Genomic DNA, 10,397 nt, shown 5'->3' on the forward strand with positions numbered 1-10,397 from the left:
GGGACGAATCAGAAGGAAGGTGGCGCCATGGACCGCACGCGGCAGCGGGAGCTCCAGGCGAAGCACGCGGACGCAGTGGCCCACTGGAGCCTGGTCCGGGACGTGCTCATCGCGGGAGGGCTGGTGGGGACGCTCGGCGCAGGGGCCATGGCCGCGCTGGCCCTGCTGCTGGGCAGCATCACCCAGGGCGACCTCTGGTACGCGCCACGGCTGGTGGGCGGCGTGGTCTTCAGGGACGCGCCCGCTGGGACCGCGGCGGTGGTGGTCGGCTTCGCCCTGCACTTCGCGACGGCGGGAGGGCTCGCCACCGCCTTCGCGATGCTGGTGCCCCGAGGTGGACCGGCACTGACGGCCGTGATGCTGGGCCTGTTCGCGGGCCTGACGCTCCAGGCCGTCATGCCCGTGCTGGTCGTCCCCTGGGCCGCGCCCCCGTTGGAGCGAGGGGGACCACCCATCGCCGCGTTCCTGCTCCTGCACCTGGTCTTCGGCGCGTGCCTGGGCGTCCTGACGCCTGTCCGGAAGGCCTTGCTCCTCCTGGATGCGAAGCGCCGTGGCGTCCGGGAACTCCCGGCACCGCCGCACTGAGGCCGCGGCTCGGGCGCATCAGGGCAGCGGCAGCCAGGGCGGCGCCACGCGAGGGGGGCCGCTTCGTTCGGTGCCCGGCAACCGCGACACGGGAAAGGGCCCTGGCGGCAACGTCGGCCACGCCCGGGCCGCGGCTTCCGCCAACACCAGCCCCACGAGGATGCCAACGAAGACACCCGCGGTGCCGATGACGAGCCGGGGCCCACCGGGCCGCTCCGCCAGGTGCATGAAGAAGAAGGCAATCAGCACGGCCTTGCACAGCGCGATGCCGAGCGCGACCGGCACCGCCCACGCCCCCAGGTGCAGCCTCGACAGCCCGAAGGACAGCGTGGCCAGCACCAGCAACACGGCTCCGACGGCCAGCACCCGGACCCCGCCCCGCATGCGCGCCTCCTCACGTCAGGTACAGCAGTGGCCAGAGGAACAACCAGACGACATCCACCAGGTGCCAGTACATCCCACCCAGCTCCACGGGCGTGTGGAAGCGGGCCCCGAACTCACCCGCCAGCGTCCGCAACGCCAGCGTGACGAGCACGCCCACACCCACGAGCACATGCACCGCGTGCAGGCCTGTCATCACCCAGTACAGCGTGAAGTAGAGGTTGGCGCCGGGAAGGGCGAATGCCTCATAGGCGTACCAGGCGCCGGGCAGCGCCCCGTCATGCACGTGCTTCATGTACTCGGCGGCCTTGATGAACAGGAACGCGATGCCCAGCAGCACCGACAGCGCGAGCAACGCCGCCGCGGCGAAGTCGCGTCCATTCCGGATGGCATCCACCGCGAGCGCCACCAGGATGCTGCTGACCACCAGCACGAAGGTGTTCAGCGTCCCCAGGAACACGTCCATGTGCGCGGGCGCCTGCTGGAACACACCGGGATACGTCAGCCGGTACAGGGCATACGCGGTGAACAACACCGAGAAGAGCAGCACCTCCGTGGCCAGGAAGATCCACATGCCCAGGTGCGCGGCATCCTGGCGGGACGCCTCGTCTCCAAAGTGGAAGGCACGAGGCTCCACCGGGCGCTGGCTCGCCTCATGCCGCATGCTCCACCTCCGTGTTGGCACCAGAGTTCGCGTAGTCGTGCGGCGGCCTGGGAAACCGCGGCGGCGCATGGAAATTGAATTCGGGGGGCGGTGAGTCGCTGAGCCACTCATACCCCTCGCTGCCCCACGGGTTCCGCCCCGCCGCACGGCCATGCCGCAGCGACCAGCCCAGGTAGATGGCGACGATGAGGAAGCCGAAGCCCAGCAGGGACGCCCCAGCGGTGGACGCCACGTGCAGCGGCTGGAACGCCTCCGGGTAGTCCGCGTACCGGCGGGGCATGCCCAGATTGCCCAGCAGGAACTGAGGCAGGAAGGTGGCGATGAAGCCGAAGATGATGAGCACCGCCGTCCCGATGCCCATGCCCTCCGGGTACATGCGGCCGCTCATCTTCGGGAACCAGTAATGCAGCGCCGCGAGGAAGGCCATCAGCGACGCGCCCACCATGATGAAGTGGAAGTGCGCCACCACGAAGTACGTGTCATGCCAGTGCAGGTCCGCGGACGTGACGGCCACGGCGACCCCGCTCATGCCTCCGAAGAAGAGCAGGAAGATGAAGCCGAGGACGTAGGTGAACGGCGTGGAGACCCACAGGCTCCCCCGGTACATGGTGCCCAGCCAGGTGAAGATCTTCATCGCCGTGAAGATGGCCACCAGCATGGACAGCACGCTGAACGCGCCCGCCCCGAAGGTGGACTGGCCGGAGACGAACATGTGGTGTCCCCACGTGAGGAACCCCACGAAGGAGATGCCCACCGTGCTCCAGACAATCACCCGGTAGCTGAAGGGGCGCTTGCGGCTGAAGGCGCACACCGTCTCGCTGATGACGCCCATGCCCGGCAGCACCATGATGTAGACGGCCGGGTGGCTGTAGAACCAGAACAGGTGCTGGAAGAGCAGCGGGTCCCCTCCCCGGCTCGGGTCGAACAGCCCCGCGCCCGCCACCCTCTCCAGCGCCACGAGCACCAGCACCATGCCCAGCACCGGCGTCGCGAGCACCTGGATGATGGACGTGCCGTAGATCGCCCACACGAAGAGGGGCACCTTCATCCACGTCACGCCGGGGGCCCGCAGGGTATGCACGGTGGTGATGAAGTTGATGCCGGTGATGATGGTGGAGAACCCCACCACGAAGACGCCCACGAGCACGGGCATCACCTCCCGCCCGGTGGCGGTGCTGTAGGGCGTGTAGAACGTCCACCCCGTATCCACGCCGCCCTGGAACACGCCCCACAGCGTCATCGCCGCGCCGAGCACGTAGAGGTAGAAGCTGGCCAGGTTGAGCCGGGGGAAGGCCACGTCCCGGGCGCCAATCATCAGCGGCAGCAGGAAGTTGCCGAAGGCGGTGGGGATGGACGGGATGAGGAACAGCCACACCATGACGACGCCGTGCACGGTGAAGGCGCGGTTGTAGGCCAGCCGCCCCATCACCGTTTCACCCGGTGTCAGCAACTCCACGCGCAGGGCCAGGGCGAAGATGCCCCCCAGCAGGAACATCAGCAGCAACACGGCCAGGAACATCACGCCAATGCGCTTGTGGTCGCGCGTGGTGAGCCAGGACCAGAGCCCTCGCTCCGCGTCCAGATAGCTGGGCCCGGCGGCGGAGGGCTCAGCGTGGGAGGGGGCCATACGTGGGCTCCTGGGCGGGGGGCGGCTCCGGACGCTCCGGCTGGAGGGACTTGATGTACTCGACGAGCGCGCCCACCTCGCCAGCGCTCAGCCGCCCGTGGAAGGACGGCATCACCGGCGCGTAGCCCGCGACCACCTTCGCCAGCGGGTCCATCATCGACTCGGTGAGATACGCGACGTCGGCTCGCACGCTGTCACCCGAGGCCAGCGGCTCCTCGCGGCCATACAGCCCCAACCACGAGGGACCGATGTGCGGCGTGCCGTCGATGGTGTGGCACTGGAAGCAGCCCTGCCGCGTGGCGACGACCGCCCCTCGCCGCGCGAGCGGTCCCCGGGTGCCCTCCTCCTCGGAGGATTCATCCGCCACCCAGGTGGGTTGAGCCAACTGCCGGGCCCGCCAGGACTCGAAGGCCTCGGGCTCCAACGCCACCACCTCGGCGCGCATTCGCGAGTGGTCCAGGCCGCAGTACTCCGCGCAAAACACCCGGTAGCGGCCCGGCCTCACGGCCTCGAACCAGAGCTCCGTGTAACGCCCTGGCAACGCATCCATCTTCAAGCGGAAGGCGGGGACGTAGAAGGAGTGGATGACGTCGCGCGACGTGATGAGCAGGCGCACGGGCGTGCCGGTGGGAACGTGCAGCACGCCCACCATGCCCGGCCCGTCTGGGTACGCGAACTTCCACATCCACTGCTTGCCAGTGACGTAGACGTCCAGCGCGTCGCGCGGCGGCGTGCGCGCCCACACGTAGTCCTGGAACCCCAGCGCGCCCCAGAGCAGGAAGAAGGCCAGCGGCACCCCGGCGAACGCGGCCTCCATCCAGGTGGGCGCGGCCACCCCCGGCTCCTGCGTGGGGGCTCGCCCACGGCGGTAGCGCACCAGGAAGAAGAGTCCGGTGAGACCAATGCCCGCGCCCACCACGAAGGTGGTGCCGATGATGAAGAAGTGCAGCCGGTCCACGCGCGGGGCCAGCGACGACGCCGCCTCGGGGAGGAAGAGGATTCGCCGCATCAGGTCACTCATGGCCGCGCCCCCTCTTCTGCGGAGAGGACCTGCTCCATGGCCCGCTCCACCGGCAGGTGGATGACGCCCGCGTCCCGGTCCACCCAGCCATACGTCCGCAACCGCGCCTGCTGTGCGTCGCGCAGCCGAGGCGCGCCGTCCTCCAGGGCGAAGGGCCGCTGGTTGACGTCCGCGACCTCTGGCGCACCCAGGGCCGGGGGAAAACCCGCGCTTGTCACGGGCGCGTACCACCACTCTCCCCAACGGACCACGAGCAGCGCCGCCACGACCAGGACGAGCCACGCGGCCCCCACCACGGCGAGGCGCCGCACTGGAAGCTGCTGGTGCTCTGGCGGAGGTGGCGTGAAGCCGGTGCTCATGAGCGGGGCACCCGCAGCGAATGGGGCAGGAAGGGGTCTCTCACTGGCACCGTGTAGCCACCGCGCGCGAGCAGCACCCACGCGGCCACCGTCCACCCCCCCACGCCGGCCCACGCCGTGGCACTGGTCCAGTGGAACGTCGCCGTCCCGGGGGAGAGCGCGGGCCACACCAGCCAGTACACGTCCAGTGCCCGCATGAGCAGCAGCCAGGCGCCCACCGCGGCGAGCGCGCCCACGTGCTGCTTCACGCGACGGAGCAGGAGCAGGAAGAACGGCACGCCGAAGTGCCCCACGGCCAGTGCCACCGCCACCGTGAGCCAGCCTCCGTCCAGGCGGGCGCGGTACCACGTCACCTCCTCCGGCAACGAGGCAATCCACACCAGCAGGAACTGCGAGAAGCCGCAGTAGGCCCACAGGCAGATGAAGCCGAGCAGCAGCGTTCCCAACCGGAGGAAGTGCGCCGGCCCCATCAACGCGCCGAACTGTCCCGCGCCTCGCGCCAGGGCGGCGGTGAGGGCCACCATGGAGAGCGCGCCCACGACCGCGCCACACCCGACCGTGAGCGCGTACACGGTGGACTGCCACAGGGGCTCCAGCGACATCAGCCAGTCCAGGCTGGCGAAGGACAGGCACAGCACCATCAGCGGCAGCGCCCCCGAGGCCAGCCGCCGCTGGTACAGGGTGATGCGCACCGCCCGCTCGGTGATGCCCGGCTCCGCGTCCTGCCGCACCGACCAGCGGAACAGGAGGACGCCCACCGCGCCCCAGACGGCGAAGTACAGAAGGGCCCGGCCCAGGAAGAAGGGCACGTTGAGGTACGGCTGCTTGTGCGCCAGCAACTGGAGGTCATGCCCGCTCAGGCTGGAAGGGAGCGCCACCCAGGGGAACAGGTGGGGCATCGCCAGGGCCACGGGGACGAAGAGCAGCGCGAACAGCGGGCAGCTCGCGGCCATGATTTCCAGGGACCGCCGCAGCACGGTGGGCCACCGCGCGCGCGCCGCGTGGAACGCAGCCAGGATGATGAGCGCCCCCAGGCTGAGCGACAGCCAGTACGCGAAGGCGAACAGGTAGCCGTGGGCGGCCTCCCGGGGCGCGGCCCATCCGCCCAGCAGTGTGGCCAGGAGCCCCAGGCTCCCCACCGCGGCGGCGCCCCAGACCACGCGCCGGCCTTCCGTCAGGCGAGTCAGCACCGCGGCCGTCATGGCGCACCCTCCACGGGTGCCCGCATGAGTTCATCTCGTGCGTCTTCGGGCGCGGCGGACAGCGGTGCGCGCTGGCTGTACGCCAGGACCCGTAGCCAGGCCACGACCTTCCAGCGCGCCTCGGGCGTAAGCGCGTCCGCGTAGGAAGGCATCAACCCGTACCCGCCGGTGATGACCGAGTAATAGAAGCCCGGCGGGTGTGGCAGCGCCTCCCATCCAGGTGGCACCGGACGGGCGCCCTCCCCTGCGTCCACCGGCCCCTCACCGCCATGCTCGGGATGTGAATGCGCCTCGCCGTACAGTGAGGGAGGCTGCCGCTCGCCCATGTTCTGGGCGACGATGCTCTGCCCGTCACCGAGCATTCCGTGGCACGGCGCGCACCAGGTCTCGAAGTGGGCACGACCCTCCCGCAGCGTGTCGCGTGTGAATGGCACGGGGAGCCGCTCCACCTCCACCCAACCGCCATCCGGAGAGCCCCGGCGGGCATATGCGGCCTCCTGGAAGTACCACTCGCGAGCGACCGTCCCGGGGACGCGGGGCCGCATCGCCCGCGCGTCCGCGAAGTACGGGTTGGCGACGAAGGCCCCGTCGCGAGCCTGCACCCGCATCGGGTCCAGGTCCTCGCAGCCGGCCACCGCCGTGAGCCCGAAGGCGACCTGTGCAAGACGCGCCCTCATCGCCGGCCCTCCACCGCGAGCACGACGGCGGCGCCGAGCTGGCGGAGAGCGCCTTCCGCCGCGTCCACGCCCTCCGAACCGTCCACCGCGACGGCGAGCCAGAACCCGTCGATGCTGGCGCTGCGGAACGCCTCCAGGTCGAAGAACGGATGCGTCACGCGCGGCAGGCCACACGCCACGATGACCCCCAGGAAGATGGCACCCGCCGCCGCCAGGACCGCGGACTCGAAGGTGATGGGAATGAAGGCGGGGCCGCTGTGCAGCGGACGGCCGCCCACGTTCAGCGGCCAGTCCACGGCCTGCGTGAACCACTGCACGACATAGGCGCCCGCCGCGCCGCCGACCCCGGCGATCAACGCCAGCAGCGGCAGCCTCGAACCGGACACTCCCAGCACGGCGTCCACGTCCTCCACCGGATACGGGGTATGCGCGTCCAACCGGAGGAAGCCCGACGCCCGCAGCGCACGGGCCGCCTCCACCATCCGCTCCGGCGAGCGGAACTCTCCCAGCACCCAGCGGCTCATCGCGCGCCTCCCTCCCGTGCCGACACGTCATGGGCGAAGGCCTCGGAGGCCGCGAGCTCGTGTTGGAGCTCCTTCACCTCACTGATGGGGACCGGCGGCAGGAAGCGGAGGAACAGCAGGAAGCCCAGTCCGAAGAGTCCCACCGTTCCGGACAGCAGGCTCAGGTCCACCCAGGTGGGCGCGTAGTGCCGCCAGCTCGCAGGCAGGAAGTCCTCGCTGAGCGGAGACACGATGATGATGAAGCGCTCCATCCACATGCCCACGTTGACGAGCAGCGCCGCGCACCACAGGACCACCGGCTGGGTGCGCAGCCGGGCGAACCAGAAGAGCTGTGGCACCAGCACGTTGCAGGCGAAGACGGTCCAGAACGCCGGCGCATAGGGGCCGGTGCGCAGGATGTTCATCGCGTGCATGTCGTAGGGGCTTCCGCTGTACCAGCCGAAGAAGTGCTCTTGAACGTAGCCGTAGGCCACGAAGAGACCGGAGACGAGCAGCAGTCGCGCCAGCGCGTCCAGGTGCGCCTGCGTCACCACGGCGTGCAGGTGGAGCGCCCGCCGGGCGGGAATCAACAGCGAGAGCACCATGGCCAGTCCGGAGAAGATGGCGCCCGCCACGAAGTACGGAGGAAAGACGGTGCTGTGCCAGCCCGGAAGCTGCGACACGGCGAAGTCGAACGAGACGATGGTGTGCACCGACACGACCAGCGGCGTCGCCAATCCCGCGAGCAGCAGGTAGCCGGTGCGCCAGTGCCGCCAGTGGCGGGCACTCCCCCGCCACCCCAGGGACAGCAGGCCCCAGACTCGGCGCCGCCAGGGCTGCTTCGCGGTGTCCCGCGCGGTGGCCAGGTCCGGCAACAGGCCCAGGTACCAGAACAGCACCGACACGGTGAGGTACGTGGTGATGGCCACCACGTCCCACGTGAGGGGTGAGCGGAACTGCGGCCACATGCGCAGCGAGCTGGGGTACGGCACCAGGTAGTAGAACTTCCAGGGCCGGCCCAGGTGCAGCAGGGGGAACAGCGCCGCGCACACCAGGGCGAACAGCGTCATCGCCTCCGCCATGCGGTTGACGGAGCTGCGCCACTTCATGCCGAAGAGCAGGAGGATGGCGGAGATGAGCGTGCCGGCGTGGCCAATGCCAATCCACCAGACGAAGTTGATGATGCCGAACGCCCACGCCACCGGGATGTTGTTGCCCCACATCCCCACGCCCGTGACGAAGGTGATGGTGATGGCCACCGCCAGCAGCACCGTCAGCGCCGCGCACACGCCGACGAGCGCCCACCACCCCATGCCCGGCGCGGTGAGCACCGGCCGCAGCAGCGCCTCACCGAGCTGCGCGTCCGGGCGTCGCTCCTCGAGCAACGGGTGGACGACCAGCGGATCCGCCGTCACCGGAGCCAGGGGCAGTGGCTCGCTCATCCCGTGGCCTCGCTTGGATTCTTCAGCCGGATCAGATGGACGGTGCGCGGCTGCGTCCCCAGGTGGTTCAACAAGGCGTAGTGGCGCGGGTCCTGGTGCAGCCGCGTGACGGGGTCCTCCGGTTGGTTCAAGTCACCGAAGACGATGGCCTCCGTGGGACACGCCTGCTGACACGCGGTGCGCACCTCCCCTTGCCGGATGGCACGGTGCGCCACGCGCGCGGTGATGCGGGCGGCCTCGATGCGCTGCACGCAGTACGTGCACTTCTCCATCACCCCGCGCGAGCGCACCGTCACCTGAGGGTTGCGGTACATCCGGTCCAGGGGACTGCCGCGGTTGTATTCCAGGTAGTTGAAGCGCCGGACCTTGTAGGGGCAGTTGTTGGAGCAGTACCGCGTGCCGACGCAGCGGTTGTAGACCATCTGGTTGAGCCCCTCGTCCGAGTGGACGGTGGCGGCCACGGGGCACACGTACTCGCAAGGCGCGTACTCACAGTGCACGCACATCAGCGGCTGGGTGATGACGGCGGGGTTGTCCGCGTCCCCCATGAAGTAACGGTCGATGCGCAGCCAATGCATCTCCCGTCCGCGCCGCACCTGGTCCTTCCCCACGGCGGGGATGTTGTTCTCCGCCTGGCACGCCACCACACAAGCACTGCACCCCGTGCAACGGTGCAGGTCGATGGACATGCCCCAACGATGGCCCGGCGCGTCCGACACGGGCCGAGGCGGATACAGGTGTTCTTCCGGCGCCTGGAGCGCGGGGAGCCGCGCATCACCCTGTGCCGCGAAGCGGGCGGCCGTCGTCTGGAGCGCGATGGGCCGGCCCTCCATGTGCCAGTGCTCCTGCGTCAGCGCGAAGTCGTGGTGGCCTTCCACGCGCGTGAGCCGCACGCCGGAGGCCCACCAGGGCGCGTCCTGGAAGCGCAGCACCTGGGCGTCGAAGCCCACGCCGCGCGCCACCGGGCTGCCCAGGCGCTGGCCGTACCCCAGCGGCAGCGTGAGGGTGTCATCGGCCTGCCCGGGAACCACCAGCACGGGCGCTTCCATCGAACGGCCGCGAAGCTCCAGGCGGACGCGGTCGCCTCGCGCTAGCGACAGGCGCGAAGCCGTGGCGGGACTCACCCACACGGCATTGTCCCAGGTGAGCTGCGTCACCGGGTCCGGCAGTTCCTGGAGCCAGGGATTGGCGCCGTAGCGACCGTCATGGACCTTGGCGTCCGTGACGAAGTGCAGCTCCAGCCCGTCCCCCGAGGGCGGCAGCGACTGAACGGCCGCGAGCACCGAGGCGGCATCCACGGCGGCCTGTTGCACCGGCAGCCGCGTGCCAGGAACGACGCCCTCCGCGAGCCAGCGTTCCCATTCCTCCTCGAAGTCTCCCGATGCCGCAGCGTGCTCGCGCCACTGGGCCCGCAGTCGCTCGTAGGGCGTGGTCGCCAGCGCTCCGGCGAAGGCCGCCAGCAGTTCCAGCGGGGGCACGGCGCTCTCCACCAGCGGCGCGATGAGCGGCTGCAGGACGGTCGCGGTGCCATCCACCGCGCGCCCATCGCCCCAGGCCTCGAACGGATGCGTGGAGGGGACGGACCAGGACACCCGCGCGGCGGTCTCATCGTCGTGGAGCGCGCAGTACACGGCATCCTCCACCAGCCCCAGCGCCTCCCCCAAGGGCACGTCCGTGGGCGCGCGGTAGACGGGGTTCCACGCGGTGATGAGCAGCGTGTCCACCACGCCCGCGCGGATGTCCGCGACGAGCTCCGGCAACGCCGCCGCGTCCGGCGCGGGCGCCAGGAGCGAGTCCACGCACCGCACCGTTCCACCGTGCAAGGTCGCGTTGAGCAGATGCGCCAGCGCGTGCACCGCCGCGGGCTGGGCTTCCCCCACCACGATGAACGCCCCGTCCCCCTGCTCCGCCAGGTCCCGAGCGGCCCCCGCCACCC

At 70.3% G+C, this 10,397-nt stretch carries 11 protein-coding genes; 1 reads left to right on the forward strand and 10 read right to left on the reverse strand.

What is annotated here, in order from left to right:
• Positions 1–27 precede the first annotated feature (27 nt).
• Complete coding sequence (locus FL344_RS30220) at positions 28–585, forward strand: hypothetical protein (RefSeq protein ID WP_141620964.1); 558 nt, start codon at positions 28–30, stop codon at positions 583–585.
• Positions 586–603: 18 nt separating this feature from the next.
• Here FL344_RS30220 and FL344_RS30225 read toward each other — a convergent pair whose 3' ends face one another.
• The 10 genes from FL344_RS30225 to FL344_RS30270 all read right to left on the reverse strand — a co-directional run.
• The gene (locus tag FL344_RS30225; RefSeq protein WP_141594136.1) at positions 604–969 is read right to left on the reverse strand and encodes a cytochrome C oxidase subunit IV family protein; all 366 of its coding nucleotides are present in this window, start codon (positions 967–969) and stop codon (positions 604–606) included.
• A 10-nt stretch (positions 970–979) separates the two neighbouring features.
• Positions 980–1,630 (reverse strand): cytochrome c oxidase subunit 3, encoded by a 651-nt coding sequence (locus tag FL344_RS30230; RefSeq protein WP_141594135.1) that lies wholly within the window; start codon positions 1,628–1,630, stop codon positions 980–982.
• A complete protein-coding gene (locus FL344_RS30235) occupies positions 1,620–3,257 on the reverse strand; it encodes a cbb3-type cytochrome c oxidase subunit I (RefSeq protein ID WP_141620965.1) in 1,638 nt (545 codons plus the stop codon). The genes FL344_RS30230 and FL344_RS30235 overlap by 11 nt, the downstream gene beginning before the upstream one ends.
• Positions 3,238–4,278, reverse strand: coding sequence for a cytochrome c oxidase subunit II (gene coxB, locus FL344_RS30240; protein WP_141620966.1), 1,041 nt, complete (start codon positions 4,276–4,278; stop codon positions 3,238–3,240). Before coxB ends, FL344_RS30235 begins: the two co-directional genes overlap by 20 nt.
• The gene (locus FL344_RS30245; RefSeq protein ID WP_141620967.1) at positions 4,275–4,637 is read right to left on the reverse strand and encodes a hypothetical protein; all 363 of its coding nucleotides are present in this window, start codon (positions 4,635–4,637) and stop codon (positions 4,275–4,277) included. Before FL344_RS30245 ends, coxB begins: the two co-directional genes overlap by 4 nt.
• Positions 4,634–5,839: a hypothetical protein gene (locus FL344_RS30250; RefSeq protein WP_141620968.1), complete on the reverse strand. Its 1,206-nt coding sequence runs from the start codon at positions 5,837–5,839 to the stop codon at positions 4,634–4,636. Before FL344_RS30250 ends, FL344_RS30245 begins: the two co-directional genes overlap by 4 nt.
• The gene (locus FL344_RS30255) at positions 5,836–6,516 is read right to left on the reverse strand and encodes a cytochrome c (RefSeq protein WP_141620969.1); all 681 of its coding nucleotides are present in this window, start codon (positions 6,514–6,516) and stop codon (positions 5,836–5,838) included. Before FL344_RS30255 ends, FL344_RS30250 begins: the two co-directional genes overlap by 4 nt.
• A complete protein-coding gene (locus FL344_RS30260) occupies positions 6,513–7,040 on the reverse strand; it encodes a DUF3341 domain-containing protein (protein ID WP_141594558.1) in 528 nt (175 codons plus the stop codon). Before FL344_RS30260 ends, FL344_RS30255 begins: the two co-directional genes overlap by 4 nt.
• Positions 7,037–8,461 (reverse strand): NrfD/PsrC family molybdoenzyme membrane anchor subunit, encoded by a 1,425-nt coding sequence (gene nrfD, locus FL344_RS30265; protein ID WP_141620970.1) that lies wholly within the window; start codon positions 8,459–8,461, stop codon positions 7,037–7,039. Before nrfD ends, FL344_RS30260 begins: the two co-directional genes overlap by 4 nt.
• A partial coding sequence (locus FL344_RS30270; protein WP_141620971.1) for a 4Fe-4S dicluster domain-containing protein occupies positions 8,458–10,397 on the reverse strand: 1,940 nt, incomplete at its 5' end. The genes FL344_RS30270 and nrfD, both read right to left, overlap by 4 nt.

The sequence above is a fragment of the Myxococcus sp. AB036A genome (assembly GCF_006547355.1).
Lineage (GTDB): Bacteria > Myxococcota > Myxococcia > Myxococcales > Myxococcaceae > Myxococcus > Myxococcus virescens.

Excerpts from the sequence above, each read along its gene's own strand:
- FL344_RS30225 (WP_141594136.1), bottom strand. The coding sequence starts at position 969 with ATGCGGGGCGGGGTCCGGGTGCTGGCCGTCGGAGCCGTGTTGCTGGTG.
- FL344_RS30245 (WP_141620967.1), bottom strand. The coding sequence starts at position 4,637 with ATGAGCACCGGCTTCACGCCACCTCCGCCAGAGCACCAGCAGCTTCCA.
- FL344_RS30255 (WP_141620969.1), bottom strand. The coding sequence starts at position 6,516 with ATGAGGGCGCGTCTTGCACAGGTCGCCTTCGGGCTCACGGCGGTGGCC.
- FL344_RS30260 (WP_141594558.1), bottom strand. The coding sequence starts at position 7,040 with ATGAGCCGCTGGGTGCTGGGAGAGTTCCGCTCGCCGGAGCGGATGGTG.
- FL344_RS30235 (WP_141620965.1), bottom strand. The coding sequence starts at position 3,257 with ATGGCCCCCTCCCACGCTGAGCCCTCCGCCGCCGGGCCCAGCTATCTG.
- FL344_RS30250 (WP_141620968.1), bottom strand. The coding sequence starts at position 5,839 with ATGACGGCCGCGGTGCTGACTCGCCTGACGGAAGGCCGGCGCGTGGTC.
- nrfD (WP_141620970.1), bottom strand. The coding sequence starts at position 8,461 with ATGAGCGAGCCACTGCCCCTGGCTCCGGTGACGGCGGATCCGCTGGTC.
- FL344_RS30230 (WP_141594135.1), bottom strand. The coding sequence starts at position 1,630 with ATGCGGCATGAGGCGAGCCAGCGCCCGGTGGAGCCTCGTGCCTTCCAC.
- coxB (WP_141620966.1), bottom strand. The coding sequence starts at position 4,278 with ATGAGTGACCTGATGCGGCGAATCCTCTTCCTCCCCGAGGCGGCGTCG.
- FL344_RS30220 (WP_141620964.1), top strand. The coding sequence starts at position 28 with ATGGACCGCACGCGGCAGCGGGAGCTCCAGGCGAAGCACGCGGACGCA.